Annotated in this window: 12 protein-coding genes and 1 pseudogene; 4 read left to right on the top strand and 9 right to left on the bottom strand. The window is 59.2% G+C overall.

Annotated features, from left to right (window positions below; translation table 11 throughout):
• Window position 1: 1 nt before the first annotated feature.
• Both BLW70_RS10765 and BLW70_RS10770 read left to right on the top strand, forming a co-directional pair.
• A complete protein-coding gene (locus BLW70_RS10765) occupies window positions 2–1,510 on the top strand; it encodes a glucosyltransferase domain-containing protein (protein WP_074873997.1) in 1,509 nt (502 codons plus the stop codon).
• A gap of 123 nt (window positions 1,511–1,633) precedes the next feature.
• On the top strand, window positions 1,634–2,008 hold the full coding sequence (locus BLW70_RS10770) for a GtrA family protein (RefSeq protein WP_074873998.1): 375 nt from the start codon (window positions 1,634–1,636) through the stop codon (window positions 2,006–2,008).
• Window positions 2,009–2,063: 55 nt separating this feature from the next.
• On the opposite strand, the gene BLW70_RS10775 is transcribed toward BLW70_RS10770, so the two are convergent.
• The 3 genes from BLW70_RS10775 to BLW70_RS10785 all read right to left on the bottom strand — a co-directional run bounded on the left by BLW70_RS10775 (window position 2,064) and on the right by BLW70_RS10785 (window position 5,004).
• On the bottom strand, window positions 2,064–2,348 hold the full coding sequence (locus tag BLW70_RS10775; protein WP_074873999.1) for a putative quinol monooxygenase: 285 nt from the start codon (window positions 2,346–2,348) through the stop codon (window positions 2,064–2,066).
• A 57-nt stretch (window positions 2,349–2,405) separates the two neighbouring features.
• Window positions 2,406–4,025, bottom strand: coding sequence for an FMN-binding glutamate synthase family protein (locus tag BLW70_RS10780; RefSeq protein ID WP_074874000.1), 1,620 nt, complete (start codon window positions 4,023–4,025; stop codon window positions 2,406–2,408).
• Window positions 4,026–4,203: 178 nt separating this feature from the next.
• Entirely contained in the window at window positions 4,204–5,004 is an 801-nt protein-coding gene (locus BLW70_RS10785; protein WP_008147857.1) for a helix-turn-helix transcriptional regulator, read from the bottom strand.
• 125 nt (window positions 5,005–5,129) lie between these two features.
• On the opposite strand from BLW70_RS10785, the gene BLW70_RS10790 reads away from it, so the two are divergent.
• Together BLW70_RS10790 and BLW70_RS10795 are read left to right on the top strand one after the other, a co-directional pair.
• Window positions 5,130–5,951, top strand: coding sequence for a carbon-nitrogen hydrolase family protein (locus tag BLW70_RS10790; RefSeq protein WP_074874001.1), 822 nt, complete (start codon window positions 5,130–5,132; stop codon window positions 5,949–5,951).
• Window positions 5,952–6,135: 184 nt separating this feature from the next.
• Window positions 6,136–7,461 carry an APC family permease gene (locus tag BLW70_RS10795; protein WP_074874002.1) on the top strand — a complete coding sequence of 442 codons (1,326 nt, stop codon included), beginning with the start codon at window positions 6,136–6,138 and terminating at the stop codon, window positions 7,459–7,461.
• Window positions 7,462–7,586: 125 nt separating this feature from the next.
• On the opposite strand, the gene BLW70_RS31465 is transcribed toward BLW70_RS10795, so the two are convergent.
• From BLW70_RS31465 to BLW70_RS10820, 6 genes and pseudogenes are all read right to left on the bottom strand, one after another.
• Window positions 7,587–8,255, bottom strand: a complete 669-nt coding sequence (locus BLW70_RS31465; RefSeq protein ID WP_404942556.1) for an ATP-binding protein — start codon at window positions 8,253–8,255, stop codon at window positions 7,587–7,589.
• 57 nt (window positions 8,256–8,312) lie between these two features.
• Window positions 8,313–8,399: pseudogene (locus BLW70_RS31470) on the bottom strand (hypothetical protein); the annotation flags it as partial.
• Window positions 8,400–8,989: 590 nt separating this feature from the next.
• Window positions 8,990–10,801 carry a DAHL domain-containing protein gene (locus tag BLW70_RS10805; RefSeq protein WP_074874004.1) on the bottom strand — a complete coding sequence of 604 codons (1,812 nt, stop codon included), beginning with the start codon at window positions 10,799–10,801 and terminating at the stop codon, window positions 8,990–8,992.
• Complete coding sequence (locus tag BLW70_RS10810; RefSeq protein WP_074874005.1) at window positions 10,798–11,757, bottom strand: cytochrome-c peroxidase; 960 nt, start codon at window positions 11,755–11,757, stop codon at window positions 10,798–10,800. The genes BLW70_RS10805 and BLW70_RS10810 overlap by 4 nt, the downstream gene beginning before the upstream one ends.
• Window positions 11,758–11,800: 43 nt before the next feature.
• Window positions 11,801–13,675 carry a putative bifunctional diguanylate cyclase/phosphodiesterase gene (locus tag BLW70_RS10815; RefSeq protein WP_074874006.1) on the bottom strand — a complete coding sequence of 625 codons (1,875 nt, stop codon included), beginning with the start codon at window positions 13,673–13,675 and terminating at the stop codon, window positions 11,801–11,803.
• Entirely contained in the window at window positions 13,672–15,978 is a 2,307-nt protein-coding gene (locus tag BLW70_RS10820; protein ID WP_074874007.1) for a GGDEF/EAL domain-containing response regulator, read from the bottom strand. The genes BLW70_RS10815 and BLW70_RS10820 overlap by 4 nt, the downstream gene beginning before the upstream one ends.
• Window positions 15,979–16,148 lie beyond the last annotated feature (170 nt).

Raw genomic sequence — 16,148 nt, forward strand, 5'->3', positions numbered from 1 at the left:
CATGGGCAGGTTCAGCGATTTTTTCAGCAAGGAACTCGGGCGTCGGCAAGTCTGGCTGTTTTTTTTGCTGGCAACCCTGGTGTATGTGGTGCCGCTGATCCTTGCGGACTATCCGTATATCGATGACAACTGGCGATCCTTGTCGGCCGGTATGGCTTGGGCGGAGCAGGGACGGTTATTCACCGAGTTCTTCTACAACCTGCTGACTTTCAGCCAGGCCGCGCCGAACATCTTTCCGCTGCCGCTGTTGATCGCCACGCTGGCCATGGCCGCGGCACTGACCAGCCTGACGTTTCATTACTATCCCCAACCGACAATCGCCTGCTGCCTGGTAACGCTACCGCTCTGGTACAACCCGTTCTTCCTGCAAAACCTGTCTTATCAATACGACGGGCCCGCCATGGCGTTGAGCGTGGTGGCGGTCATCCATGCGATCACCTTTCGTTCCCCTTCGCGCATTCAGCAGTGGCTGGTGCCGTCCTTTCTGGTTGCCTTGGCGATAGGGTTGTATCAGGTGAGCTTCAATGTGTTTCTCGGGTTGTGTTGCCTGGAAGTGCTCAGGGGCGCCAATGACAAACTGGCCTGGCCGCAATGGTGCGGGTTGATCGGCTGGAAAATCGCTCAGGCCTTTCTCGGCTGCCTGATTTACGCCGTCAGTGCTTATCCGTTCACTCAGCACAAGCGCACCCTGCTGCTGAACTGGAGCGCGGAGCCGTTGCTGCAACTGCACGTCAACATCGCCAGGGTGCTGGAAAAAGTCGTGCTGCTGTTTCATGGCGGATTTACCTGGGTGTTCGCCGGGTTGTTGCTGTGTGCCATGGCTGGCGCGGTGCGACTGGGGCTCAACGTCGTGGCGCGCCAGGACCGCCCAGCGAACAAAATGCTGATCGGCCTGATCTGCGTGCTGGCATTACCGGCAGTGACCTTACTGGTGTCGGGTATGGCGCTGTTTTTTCGGGACTTCAATGAAGGGGCCAGGACCCTGATGGGCTTCGCGGTCCTGTTGGTGCTGTTGTTCTATTTGAGCCATCTGGCGCTGGCACGAATCCACCAGCGGCTGCCGCTGTTGTTGGTGATTCCGTTGTTGGCGATGCTTTCGCTGTCGTACGCCTACGGGCGCGTGCTGACGGTGCAGAAAGCCTTCGCGTCCAGCGCACTATTGAGTCTTGAACACGACATCGCGTCGAATCGACAGCTGCTCGAGGCCAAGCGCATTTACATGTCAGTGACCTATTCCGATTACTGGCTGAGGGGGGCGGCGGGCTCGTTCAAGCAGATGCCGGTGTTGCACTATCTGCTGAACATCGACTTCTTCATGCTGGCCGAGAACCTGCCGAAAGTGGGGATCACCAACGTTGTTGCAGAGAAGGAGCGACGTAACGCCACCCGGGTGGGTTATCAGCACTATCCGCCGCTGGTGGAGAGCCAGTACTACCGGATTTATCTGATTGGCGATTACGGTTTTATTGTCATGAAAGAACCCGCGCCGGTTAAGAGGCTGCGCTGGTGAAAGGTGAGGAGATGACCGTTGGTCAGGAGGCCTCATCTACCTGTTATTTCTGTCAGTAGACCGCTACAGGGTTGTCACTTAATTTGAAAGGCACCTGAAACAGGGATATTGGCAGGTGCCGGAATGAAAGCGTTATGGAAAGGATTCTGTAGCTACATGGTCATTGGCGTGATCAATGCGCTCATTCATTGGCAGATTTTTTTCGTACTCACCGTCGCCTTCGAACTCAGTCAGGCGATCAGCAACCTTGTGGCGTTTTGCGTCGCCGTCTCCTTTTCCTTTCATGTGCATGCGCTTTACACCTTTGACAGGAAGGCGATGGTGCTGGGCTATCTGTTGTTCAGCGCTGTCATGGGTGTCGTGAGCTATGGCGTCGGACATATCGCAGATCTGTGGCAGGTGCATGGTTTGGTGACGGTGACATCGTCTTGGTTGTTGTACCTGATTGGCGAGTTCTTCTTTTCCAGGTTTGTGGTGTTTCGTGGGTGTGAGTCATGAGGGGTTTTCAGCCGACGATCCTGATGTTTGGGCCGCTGCACTGGTGACGCAGGCGTCAGAACGCATCCATCAGCACGACAATACAATCCCTGGCCTGGTAAGCATTGATCTGCGGTACCAGTCGCCGAAAGTGCTCAGACTGGCAATGAGCATCCAGCGCTGCCTGATTCGGCCATTGTTCGACGAAGATAAAGTGCCCGGGGTCTTTTTGATCGACGAACAGGTCGTAAGCGATGCAATCGGGTTCCAGTCGCGTCTTCTCGACAAGTTCGGCGTACCACGGGCGAACGGTTTCAATGTGTTCGGGTTTGATCAAATCCTGAGCGATGACTTTCAGCATGCTGTCCTTCCTTGGTGAAAAGCCAACCTCCCGATGAGGTTGGCGTTCAATCGTTGTTTACGCGGCAGCCGACTCGTTCGGCTCAAAGCTGTCCGCACGCGCCATCTGCCACATCCGCGAATAAAATTCGCCATTCACCTCCCCGGTCAGCAACTCTCCCGGTTTCAAGAACACATGCAACTGCGAGAACAGTTTGATCTCGGTCGCCGACATGCGTCGAACCAAATGCTTGGCCGACAATTGCGAAGGATGATCCAGCCCGGCAGCGGCGAGCATTTCGGCCAGGGCCTTGAGGGTGTTGCGGTGGAAGTTGAAGACGCGTTGGGCCTTGTCCGGGACGACGAGTGCGCGTTGGCGCAGTGTGTCCTGGGTGGCGACACCGGTCGGGCATTTGTTGGTGTGGCAGCTTTGCGACTGGATGCAGCCGATGGCGAACATGAAGCCGCGTGCCGAGTTGGCCCAGTCGGCGCCGATGGCCAGGACGCTGGCGATGTCGAAGGCGCTGACAATCTTGCCGCTGGCGCCGAGTTTGATTTTGTCCCGCAGGTTCAGGCCGACCAGCGTGTTGTGCACGAACAACAGGCCTTCGCGCATTGGCACACCAATGTGGTCGGTGAATTCCACGGGCGCGGCGCCGGTGCCGCCTTCCTTGCCATCGACCACGATGAAGTCGGGGAGGATGCCGGTTTCCAGCATGGCCTTGGCGATGCCCATGAATTCCCATGGGTGGCCCAGGCAGAACTTGAAGCCCACCGGTTTGCCGCCCGACAGTTCGCGCAGTTGCTGGATGAAGTGCATCAGTTCGATCGGCGTGGAAAACGCACTGTGCCGCGACGGTGAGATGCAATCTTCGCCCATCAGGATGCCGCGGGTCTCGGCGATTTCCCGGGTGACTTTGTGCTTGGGCAGGATCCCGCCATGACCGGGCTTGGCGCCCTGGCTCATCTTGATTTCGATCATCCGCACTTGCGGCGTCTGCGCTTGTGCCGCGAAGCGTTCCGGGTCGAAACGGCCGTCCGCGGTGCGGCAGCCGAAGTAGCCGCTGCCCAGTTCCCAGGTCAGGTCGCCGCCGTTTTCCCGGTGATAGGCGCTGATGCTGCCTTCGCCGGTGTCGTGGGCGAAGTTGCCGAGTTTTGCCCCCTGGTTCAACGCTCGAATCGCGTTGGCACTGAGGGAGCCGAAGCTCATGGCCGAAATGTTGAACACCGACGCCGAGTACGGCTGCGTGCACTGCGGGCCGCCGACCGTTACCCGGAAACTGCTCGGGTCGCTCAATGGCGCCGGGCGCATGGAATGGCCGATGAATTCGAAACCCGACTGATACACATCGATCAAGGTGCCGAAGGGTTTGTCGGCGCTTTCATTCTTGGCCCGTGAATAGACCAGCGAACGCTGGGCCCGGGAGAAGGGCAGGGCGTCGCTGTCGGACTCGAGCAGGTACTGGCGGATTTCCGGGCGAATACCCTCCACCAGATAGCGGATGTTGCCGAGGATCGGATAATTACGGCGCACCGCGTGAGGGCTTTGCAGCAGATCGAACAGGCCCACGAGGCTGAGAATGCCGGTGACGGCGGTGATCGGCCACAGCCAGTCGTGCGCCAGGAAGGGCAGGCTGGCGAGGGTAAAGATCACACAGACGGCAAAGAAGGCGTAGCGGCTCAGGAGTGACAGGCTCATACGGTTTCCTTGGGTTCGGACTCAATAGTTTCAACGCAGCAGGGGCATGGATACACACAGATCCCTGTGGGAGTGAGCCTGCTCGCGATTGCGGTGGTTCAGTCGACATCAATGCTGAATGAAAGACCGCAATCGCGAGCAGGCTCGCTCCCACAGTAAAAAGCACTCCGCGTTGTAATCAGGCATTTTGGGCCTGGAGAAAAATCGAAAACAGCTCTGACTGGGATTTGATCCCCAGTTTGCTGTACATGTGTTTCTTATGGACTTTCACGGTTTCGACAGAGATTTCCAGCTTGCGGGCGATTTCTTTGCTGGAGCAACCGCTGAGCATCAAGCGCCCGACATCCAGCTCCCGTGCGGTCAATTGCGCGCCTTTGAGTTGCTGTACCGACGCTTCCAGCTGCACGCGCCAGTCGACTTGCGGCGGTGCGGGTGCGAGGGCCACGACTTCGTTGATTTCGTAGGGCAGGCGCTGACGCAACAGGCCGAGCACCCAGGGCTGGATCAGCGACAGCAAGGCGATCTGCTGGCCACTGAAACGCTGCTTGCTGCCCAGTGACAGGCACAGCGTGCGGTCGCCTTCGAGTTGGCAATTGAACTGGATTTCATCGGCCACCACATTCAGACGAAAGTAGCGCTGGTAATACTCGGTCAGTTCGAAATGCTCCGGCGCGACTTCCGACAGACGATAGAGCCCGGTGCGCGATTGCTCGCGACAGGCGATGTAGAACGGATCGAGCAGGTACAGACCGCGCAGATAGTCCTGGAACAACTGATCAGGACTGCCGTCCGCGCCCGGGCATTCGGCGAACACTTGCGGGTGCTGATCGGCGCTGAAAAGCAGCGCCACCCAGCTGTCGAAGGTCACGTACTGATCCAGTAACCGGACCAGTTGCGTCCAGAAATTGGGCTTGTCCAGGGCGTCGATCAGTTGCCCGACCGAGCGGTGCCACGCGATGTCGTCTAACGAGAGTGTCATGCCTCTACCCCTATCGGGTTACCCCACCGGCGTGATTTTCCGGCCGGTGGCTTGCTGCGCATACTGGCGCACAGACACCGACCGGGCAATCTTTCTGCCAGCCTGGTCAAGAACAAGGAATACCCATGAAAGTCGAACTCGCCCAATTGGCGGGCCGTGACAACGACACGGCTTACAACCTCGAACGCGCGCTGAAGGCGATAGCGGGCTGTGCTGCCGATACGCAGCTGATCGTGTTTCCCGAAACCCACCTGATGGGCTTCCCGACCCTCGAAGCGCTGGCCGAGACCGCCGAACCGCTGGACGGCCCGACCGTCAGCGCGGTGCTGGCCGCGGCCCGTGAACGCCAGATCGCCGTGGTGATCGGCATGGCCGAGAACGACAACGGCCGCTTCTACAACACCACGTTGCTGATCACTCCCGAAGGTATCGCGCTGAAATATCGCAAGACGCACCTCTGGGCGTCGGATCGCGGAGTGTTCGAGGCTGGCGACCGTTACGCGACGTGTGAGTGGAACGGTGTGCGGGTCGGCCTGCTGATTTGCTACGACATCGAATTTCCGGAAACCGCTCGGGCCCTGGCGCAATTGGGTGCAGAACTGTTGATCGTCACCAACGGCAACATGGACCCTTACGGCCCGACTCACCGCACCGCAATCATGGCCCGCGCCCAGGAAAACCAGGCGTTTGCGCTGATGGTCAACCGGGTGGAAGAGGGCGATAGCGGGTTGGTGTTCGCGGGCGGCAGTGCGCTGGTGGATCCGCTGGGGACTTTGCTGTTCGAGGCCGGGCGGGAGGAGGGGCAGTTTGCAGTGGAGCTGGACCTGACTCAGCTGACGGCGGCGCGGCAGGATTATCGGTACCTGGATGATCAGCGGCTGCGGTTGCCGGGGGAGGTTGTTGAGCATGCTTGTGGATTGCGGGAGCTGCTGATTCCTAAAAACTGAAGAAGACCGATCGTTCCCACGCTCTGCGTGGGAATGCCTCAACGGACGCTCCGCGTCCGCTTTTGGGACGCGGAGCATCCCGGGCTGCATTCCCACGCGGAGCGTGGGAACGATCATGCAATACCCGAAATTTAGCGCCGAACTCGGCTCTGCCATAAATCCAATAAATTCGGAGTAGTCGCTCATGGCTCGTTTGCAACGCACCCTGTCATTGGGGTCGGTGGTGCTGTTCGGCATCGCCTACATGACGCCGATCATCGTGCTCGGCACCTTTGGCATCCTCGCTCAATCCACCGTCGGCATGGTCCCGGCCGCTTACCTGGCGGCGCTGGTGGCGATGTTTTTCACCGCCATGAGTTACGGCCGAATGGCCGCGGCGTTCCCCGTCGCTGGCTCGGCCTATAGCTATGTTCGCAAGGCGATCAGCCCGAAACTCGGGTTCATCGCCGGTTGGGCCGTGCTGCTCGACTACCTGTTCCTGCCGATGGCGATCTGGCTGATCGGCGCGGCCTACCTCCACTCCGCCTTCCCGGCCGTGCCGCAGTGGATCTGGGTGCTGACGTTTATCGGCATCACCAGTGCGATCAACATCGTCGGCCTGAAACTGGCCAACGGCATCAACGCGTTACTGATGCTGGTGCAGTTCCTGGTGCTGATCGCCTTCGTGGCGCTGTGCGTTCATTACGTCGGTGGTGATGCGAGCACGCCGTTGTGGTCGTTCAAACCGTTCTTCAACGGTGACATGCAGATGCCGCTGATCATGAGCGGTGCAGCTATCGCCTGTTATTCATTCCTGGGGTTCGACGCGGTCAGCACCCTGACCGAAGAAACCCGCGACCCACGCCGCACCATCCCGCGAGCGATCATGCTGATCACCCTGATCGGCGGGCTGATCTTTGTCGGTGTGTCGTACTTCGTGCAGATCGCGCATCCGTCGTTCCAGTTCGACAGCGTCGACTCGGCGGCCTATGAAATTGCCCGCAACATCGGTGGTGACCTGTTCGTGTCGATCTTCCTGATCGGCCTGATCGTCGGCCAGTTCGCGTCGGGCCTGTCGGCGCAGGCCAGCGGCTCGCGGCTGCTGTTCGCCATGGGCCGTGACGGCGTGCTGCCCAAATCGTTCTTCGGCACCTTGCATGAACGCTTTGGCACGCCGCTCAACAGCATCCTGCTGTGCGCCGCAGTCGCTTTGTTGGCGCTGAAACTGGACGTCACCACCTCGACCTCGTTCATCAACTTCGGCGCGTTCCTGGCGTTCAGCCTGGTGAACCTGTCGGTGATCTTTCACTACTGGATTGGCGGTGAGCACAAAGGGCTGCGTGAATTCGTGTTGTTCCTGCTGTTCCCGTTTATCGGTCTGGCGGCGGATTTGTGGCTGATGGTCAGCCTCGATCATCTGGCGATCTATCTGGGCCTGAGCTGGCTGGCGATTGGCGTGGTGTACCTGGCGGTGCTGACCGGCGGCTTCCGTCGCCAGCCACCGGAGATGGATTTCCAGGAAGCCACCTGACGTCCATACCGGTGAAGAACCCTGTGGGAGCGAGCCTGCTCGCGAAGGCGGTGTGTCAGTCACTATCGATGTTGACTGACATGGCCCCTTCGCGAGCAGGCTCGCTCCCACAGTTTGAATTGTGTTCAGGCGGCTGGTTTTGTCTGGTGCACGGGCAACTGAACCCTGAAGGTTGTGCCCACGCCCACCTCACTGCGCACCGTAATTTCCCCGCGATGTTTTTTCACGATGCCATAGGACAGGGACAACCCCAGCCCCGTCCCCTGGCCCACCGGTTTGGTGGTGAAGAACGGGTCGAAGATTTTTTGCAGGCACTGCGGCGCAATGCCGGCGCCGGTGTCCGCGACTTCGATCCACACCGTCTGCGCTTCAAGCCCGGTGCGCAAGGTAATCGTGCCGCGCTCCGGGCCGATGGCCTGAGAGGCGTTGACGATCAGGTTCATGATTACCTGATTGATTTGCGAAGGCAGGCATTCGATGTCGGGCAGGTCCTGATATTCCTTGATTACATCGGCCTTGTACTTGAGTTCGTTGGCGACAATGTTCAAGGTCGATTCGATGCCCTGTTGCAGGTTGGCCCACTGCCATTCCTGACTGGAGTCCACCCGGGAGAAGTCCTTCAGGTCCTTGACGATCTGCCCGACCCGGTTGATGCCATCCTTGGATTCCTTGATCAGCAGCGGAATGTCCTCGCGCAGGAACTCCAGCTCGACCCGTTCACGCAGTTGGTGCAAACGCTCGACGAGCTCGCTGGAGCCGATCGCTTCTTCCGCATCCCGATAGGCGTCGAGCATTTCCTGCAGCTGTTTGAAGTAGCCGTCCAGGGTACCGAGGTTGGAGGAAATGAAGCCGATGGGGTTGTTGATTTCATGGGCGACACCGGCCGCGAGTTGCCCCAGTGAAGCGAGTTTTTCCGATTGCACCAATTGGGTTTCCAGCTGTTTGCGCTCGTCGATTTCCCGCTGCAATTCGACGCTGGCGTCGGTGAGCTGGCGGGTTCGGCGCTCGACCATCTGACCCAGATGGTCCATCTGTACGCTGGCTCGTTCGGTAATGTCCCATTTGGTCAGCAAGGTATTGGCCATCTGCTGGACTTCAATGTTGTCGAACGGTTTTTTCAGAATCAGCAGCCGGTCATGCGCTTTCAAGCGGTCCAGCAGTTCATCCCAGGAATAGTCGGAATAGGCGGTGCACACCACCACTTGCAGGCGCGGGTCGGCCTGCCACAAATGTTCGATGGTTTGCGCACCGTCCCAGCCCTCGGGCATGCGCATATCGACGAATGCCAGGGCGTAGGGGTGGTTTTGCTGCAAGGCTTCGTTCAGTTTGCCCAGGCCTTCCTGGCCGCCATAGGCCGAGTCCAGCTCGAACAGTGCACGGGTTGATTTCACTTCGTTGCCAAACAGTGCGGCTTCCATCTCGTCCAGTTCGGCGGTCTGCTCCGGCATGGGGGTGAGAATCTTGCGGAAGTCCACGTGAATCGACGGGGTGTCATCGATCAGTAGAATGCGTCGGTTCGAAAGCTCGCTCATGCTTCCTCCGGTACGGTTTTCAGCGGGATCTGCAACGTGAACAGCGCGCCCTTGCCCGGTCCGTCGCTATGGGCGGTGAGGTGGCCATTCATTTCGATAGCGGCCAGGGCGCAGCTGTGCAGGCCAAAGCCGTGGCCTTCCTTGCGGGTCGTAAACCCGTGGGCAAAGATGCGTGTCATGTTTTCCTCGGCAATGCCTTCGCCGTCGTCCTTGACGCTGACTTGCAGGGTCGTGTCTTCGACGATTTTGACCCCCAGGGTCATTTGCCGCGGGCGATTGGTGAGATCGGACATGGCGTATTTGGCGTTGCTGATCAGGTTGATCAGGATCAGCAGCAATCGGTGTTTGTCCCCCATGACCTGTGGCACATCGCCGTATTCCTTGACCACCGTGACGTGGTGTCGGGTCAGGGCGCCGGAGTTCATGCGCAGGGCGTCCTCCAGCAATTCGCTGATGTACAGCGGTTCCATCAGGCTGTTGGCGCCCGCGTAGGACTGCTGGGTGGCAACGATGTCCTTGATGTGGTCCACGCTTTTGGTCAGCTGGGCCAGTTCGTCGCTCATGCCTTGTTGTTCCAGGGCTATCGCCTCCACCAGTTGGTTCAGGTAGCCCGGTAGCAACTTGCCTTTTGCGTCTTCGGTCAGAAAGGTACCGAGGTCCCCTTGATGGTCGTTGATCAGTTGCATGGCCTTGCCCAGGCCCTGGGTTTTGCTGGCGCGCAGTTTGCGGCTCACCAGGTCGGCTGAAATGTTCACGCTGTTGAGCACGTTGCCGACGTTGTGCAGCACGTTCGTGGCAATCTCGGCCATGCCGGCCTGACGTGCGGTGTCGAGCAGTTCGCTCTGGGTATCCTTGAGTTCGCGGGTGCGTTCTTCAACCCGCAGTTCCAGGTCTTCATTGGCGGTTTGCAGGGCTTTGTTGACGCGATTGATCACCGTGAAGCTGCGCATCAGGTGAATCGCCAGGTACACCAGCAGCAACACCAGCAGCACCGAAAACAACAACATGTAGAAGTGATAGCGCTGGTCGATTGCATCGGTCTGCTGCTGGTCCGTGTTCAGCAGGTTGGTAATGTCGTCCAGGCGTTGGGCCACGGGAACGGCTTCGATGTTCTCCAGTAACCGATTGACCACCGGTTGTTCGCGCAGGATCAGCGCGATGTGGTTGCTCAAGATATCGATCGGGCTGTGGAACTGCTCCGGCAACCTCTGTTTGTTGACCCCCAGTTTGTTCAGCCCGAGCAAGATGTCGGCGGCCTTGTCGTCGGAGGTGACCTGAGCGAACTCCAGGCTGCTGAGCAGCAAGTCATAGGTGTCGGTGGCGATGTTCTGCAGTTGCAGTTGGTCGCCATCCACCACCTGACCCAGTTGCCCTTGAATGTCGTCTTCTGCGGTCGGCAGAAATGCCAGCGAGTTGCGCAGCACCGCATTGTGAGATTTGAACCGTTCCACCAGACGGGTTTTTTCCTGAATGGCGGCGAGGTAGGCAGCATGGCTTTCACGCCAGATAGGTGATTCTTTACGGCCGTGGCTGGTTTCCATGGTGTCGAACCGTTCCCATAGCGCCGACATCTGGGTAGGCGGTGTGACCAGCGGATCGTAGTTGTGACTGATGGCAATCCTGGCCTTGAGGATCTCGGTCTCCCACTGCGCGTTCAGTTGTTTGATCCGGCCGATCAGGTCCCGGGATTCGGCGTAGGTCGTCGTCTGGCTCGAATTGGATTTGAGGTACAGGAACAGCAACATCGAGGCCAGCAGCACGGCTACCAAACCAAGCAGCATCAGGTTGCGACGACGGGAAATGTTCATAAGGGCTTGCCTCCCCATTCGCCGGTCAAGGTCTTGAGGAATTTGATGATCAGGGTCTTGTCGTCGTCAGAGGGGTCACGGCCGAGCTGGAACTTGAACATCACGTCCACCGCCTCTTCGAGGGTTTTGGCCGAGCCGTCATGAAAGTACGGCGCGGTCACGGCGACATTGCGCAAGCTCGGCACCTTGAACACATTGCGGTCTTCGTCATCCTTGGTGACCAGGTAACGGCCCAGGTCAGACTCGGTGGGATTGCCGCGTCTCTGGAAGTAATCGCCCATGACCCCGAACTTCTGGTACATGTTGCCGCCGATGTTCACCCCTTGGTGGCAGGCGATGCAGCCGTACTCCTTGAAGCGTTGGTAACCGTACTTTTCCTCTCGGGTGAGAATGTCGGTATCGCCCATCAGGTATTGGTCGAAACGCGAGTTGGCACTGATCAGCGTGCGTTCGTAGGCGGCCAGGGCATTTTGCGCATTGTTCATGGTCACGCCGTCGGGGTAGGCGTTACTGAACGAGGTCTTGTAAGCCGGGTCAGCGGACAGCATTTTCACCACGTGTACCCAGTTGCTGCCCATTTCGCTGGGGCTCTGCACCACTTCGTGGATTTGGGTTTCCAGGGTGTCGGCGCGGCCGTTCCAGAATTGCCGGAAATTCAGGCTGGAGTTGAACACGCTGGGGGTGTTGACCGTCACTGGAACGCCGTTGAACCCGATGGAAAATGCCTTGTTGTCGGCACCGCCGTTTTCCAGTCGATGGCAACTGGCGCAGGACAGAGAGTTGTTCACCGACAAGCGTGTCTCGTTGAACAACTGGCGACCGAGTTCGACCCGCAGCGGATTTTGCTGGGGCTCCGCCGGCAGTGGTTTGAGCGGTTCATCCAGCGGCGCGGCGCCAGCGCTCAGGCAGAGTCCGAACAACGGCGCCAATAGCAGACGGTGAAAGAAAGGCGACATCTGATGATTCCTTGGCTTGGGCCTGTGTGTCGTGGCGCATCGTTCACGTGGCTGCGGGCGAAGAGGGCTTCACCGACCCCAGATACCGGACGAAGGCATCGGGTTCGACGGCTTTGCTGAAATAGAAACCCTGGCCTTCTTCGCATCGATGGGCCTTGAGGAAATCCAGTTGTTCGAGGGTTTCCACCCCTTCGGCAATGATGGTCAGCTTGAGGCTCCGGCCCAGGCTGATGATGGCGCTGACCAGCGCGGCGTCGCTGCTGTCGTTGCTTAAACCGCGAATGAACGACTGGTCGATTTTCAGCACATCGATGGGAAAACGCCGCAAGTAGCTCAGGCTGGAATAACCGGTACCGAAGTCATCGATGGCCAGCCGCACACCCATCTCCTTGAGCCGGGTCAGGGCGTTCACCGTGGATTCGACGTTCTGCATCAACACGCCTTCGGTGATTTCCAGCTCAAGCAAGGCCGGGTCCAGGCCTGTTTGTTTGAGTGTCTGTTCGATGCCGTCGATAAAGTCCCGCTGACGGAAGTCGATGGCCGACATGTTCACCGACATGCAGATCTTCGGCAGCCCCGCGGCCTGCCAGGCGCAGCTTTGGCGACACGCCTCGGCCAGCACCCATTTGCTCAACGGCACGATCAAGCCGCTGTCTTCGGCCACACTGATGAACTCCGAGGGGTAGACCAGGCCGTGCCCCGGTTTTTGCCAGCGAATCAGCGCCTCGGCCCCGACCACCTGGCCACTGCCCAGGTCCAGTTTGGGCTGGTAATGCAGGACAAATTCGTTGCGCTCCAGCGCCAGGCGAATGCCGCTCTCGATGCTTTGCTGATCCCGGGCGCGCTGGTTCATCTCGTCAATGAAAAAACTGAAATCGTTGGGACCGGTTTCCTTGACGTTGCGCATCGCGGTTTCGGCTTTCTTGATCAGCGCGATGGCATCGAAGCCGTCGTCCGGGTAAATGCTGATGCCCAGGCTGGCGGTAACGCTCAGGTCGTGGCCGGCAATGTGCTGCGGCACGCGGATGGCGTTCAAGAGTTTTTCGGCGATGCCTTTGGTCTGCTGGGGATGGCGGACGTCGGCGAGGATCACCACGAATTCATCGGAACCGTAGCGGAACACCGAGTCGGACTCGCGCACCGTCGCCACCAGATTGCGCCCGACCTGTTTAAGCATTTCGTCACCGACCGGATGACCCAGGGCATTGTTGATGCGCTTGAAGCGATCGAGGCCCAGAAACATCACGGCCAGTTGTTTGTCATGGCGCCGGGACAGGGCCAGGGACTGGTTCAACCGGTCACCGAGCAACGTGCTGTTGGGCAGCTCGGTCAGTACGTCGTACTGCAACAGGTGCGACACCTTGAGCAGTTCGTGGACCCGCGCCTCGATGGTTTGCTCCAGGCTCAGAACCTTCATCGCCGCGTCCTGTGCCATCTGCCATTTCCAGGTCAGGGCACTGGCCATCTGACGGATTTCCAGGCTGTCGAAGGGTTTTTTCAGCACCAGCAACTGGTCGCCGAATTCCAGTCGTTCGGCCATGTCTTCCCAGGTGTAATCGGAAAAAGCGGTGCACAACGCGATTTGCAGGTGAGGGTCGGCCTTCCACAGTTGTTCGATGGTTTCCAGGCCGTCCCAGCCCGGTGGCATGCGCATGTCGGTGAACGCCATGGCATAGGGGCGACCTTCGGCCCGTGCGCGCGTGACCAGTTCGAGGGCTTCCTGGCCTTGATAGGCCGAGTCGAGCTGGAACGTCAGCCGATCCAGCTGCACGGTGCCGAAGAGGGCTTCTTCAGTGCCGGCCAGGGTCTTTTCGTCATCGGCCTCAGGCCCAAGAATCTTGCGAAAGTCTTCATGAATCGAGGGCGTGTCGTCGATGACCAGGATGCGCCGGTTGGTCCGCACGAAAGGCGATTTCATCCTTTGTCCTCCGTGAGGCGTGGCATGTTGTCCAGAATCGGCCCGATGTCATGGCTGGGGGGCACGATGCTGCCGGCCTTCAGCAGCTCGGCGGCCTGCTGGCTGCTGACCGCTTTGCTGAAGAAGTAACCCTGGGCGTTCATCGGTGAACCGGTGGCCATCAGCGAGCTGCGCTGCTCCTGGGTTTCGACGCCCTCGGCAATGATGCCGATCCCGACATCACGGGCGAAGTTGATGATGGCGCGCAAAGTGTTCGCACTGGCCGGATCGCGGGCCGCGGTGTCGATGAAGGCCTGGGCGAGTTTCAGGTGATTGACCTGATAGGTCTTGAGGTAGTCGAACGAGGAGTACTCGGTGCCGAAGTCGTCGATGGCGATCTTCACCCCCAGTTCACGCAGGCGCGGCAGCACATCGTTGTGCGTCCATTTGGTCTGGGCCAGCGTCGCTTCCGTGACATCGAAGCGCAGGTCCCAGGGGCAGAGTTCCCAGCGTGCAGTGGTGCGCAACACGTCATAGATCAGTTCGGGTCCACTCTTGAGTTGGGCCAGGGACAGCTTGATCGCAATCACCGGCGGCGCCATGCCCTCATCGCGCCATTGACGCATTTGCTGGCAGGCATGATCCAGGACCCAGTGACCGAGCGCGACGATGGTGCCGGTCTTTTCCGCCGCGGGCAGGAACGCCGGGGCTTCCAGCAAACCGCGCTCCGGGTGGTTCCAGCTGACCTGCGCTTCCATGCCGAGGATCTTGCCGCTGCTCAGGTCCACTTCCGGCCAGTAATGCAGTTCGAGTTCGTCGTGTTCGATGGCCGTTCTCAGGTCGCTGGCGATGGTCATGCGTTCGACCACTTCCTGATTGATCTCCTCGGAGTGGAAGTGGTACTGGTTGCGACCCTTTTCCTTGGAGCGATACAGCGCCATGTCGGCCTGGGTCAGCAGACCGTCGGCGCTGGTGCTTACCGGGGTGTAACTGCTGATGCCGATACTGACCGAAACCCGCACATCATTGCCGTCCAGGGAATAGGGCAGTACCAGCGTGTCGCGGATCTTGGCGGCCAGGGCCGCTGATTGGGTCGGGTCGCTGACGTCCAGCTGCAAGATCGCGAACTCGTCACCGCCGAGGCGAGCAACCACATCGTTTTCGCGCACACAGTCCTTGATCCGGCGCGCAACCTCTTGCAACAACAGATCGCCCACCGGGTGGCCGAGGGTATCGTTGATGCGTTTGAAGTGATCCAGGTCCAGGTAAAACATGGCGAACGGTGCCGCCCCCCGACGCGCCGAGGCGAATGCCTGGTGCAAGCGCTCGATCAGCGTCGCACGGTTGGCCAGCCCGGTCAGCCCGTCGGTACGGGCCAACAGGGCGATTTTCTCTTCGGCCAGTTTACGTTCGGTGATGTCGATGATGATGCCTTCGACTTCCAGCAACCGGCCTTCATCGTCGCGCACCGGGATGTAGCGGTTTTCGACCCAGCGCCAGGCTCCTTCGCCAGTGCGCATCCGGAACTCGATGGAAGCGCCTGCCGCATGCCGGTCCAGAACCCGGGCCATGGCAGTGTCGACCTTGCTTTGATCATCGGTATGGATGAGTTCCTGGGCCCAGTTGGCCGAAGCGACCAGTTGCGCCGCGACATGACCGTATTTGGTGATGTTGTGCGAGATATACATCAACGGAAACGACGGCTCGCCGCGCAACCGATACAGAATGGTCGGGCTGTTCTGCACGATGATGTTGGCGTCGGACAGCTCTCGGGTGCGCTCTTCGACCGCCTGTTCGAGCAGCGACATCTTCAGCTCTGCGTCTTCGGTCATTTGCCACTTGGCCGTCAATGCGCTGGCCATTTGGCGAATTTCGATGGCATCGAAGGGTTTTTTCAGAATCAGCAGGCGATCGCCCAGTTCCAGGCGGTCGTCGATGTCTTCCCAGGAATAGTCGGAATAAGCGGTGCAAAGCGCCACTTGCAGCTTGGGATCGACCTGCCACAACCGTTCGATGGTTTGCAGCCCGTCCCAGCCCGGCGGCATGCGCATGTCGATGAAGGCCATCGCGTAAGGCATGTCGTTGGCCAGTGCCGTCTCGACCTTGTCCAGGGCTTCGAGGCCCTGAAACGCCGAGTCGAGCACGAAGCTCTGCAGCGATTGCGCCGCAGGAGTGCCGAACAGGGCATTTTCAGCGCTGATCAGGCTGTCGTCATCGATCGATGGCGGGCTGAGGATCTTGGTGTAGTCCGCATGAATCGAGGCTGTGTCGTCGACGATAAGAATTCGTCGATTGGTCCGCGCCAGCAGCGTATTTATCGACATACGCCAGTACCGGCGGCAGCTTGATGCGGTTTTCTCATACGGGGCTTCCTTTCCCTGATCACCTGGCCGAACGCACAGATTATGGATCCGAGTCAGCTGAGCATAGTCGCCTGTCCTGCATTTCGCGCAACTCAATGAGCCGAATCATTTCGGTTGGCGGGCGGAAAATC

The sequence above is a fragment of the Pseudomonas frederiksbergensis genome, assembly GCF_900105495.1.
Classification (GTDB): domain Bacteria; phylum Pseudomonadota; class Gammaproteobacteria; order Pseudomonadales; family Pseudomonadaceae; genus Aquipseudomonas; species Aquipseudomonas frederiksbergensis.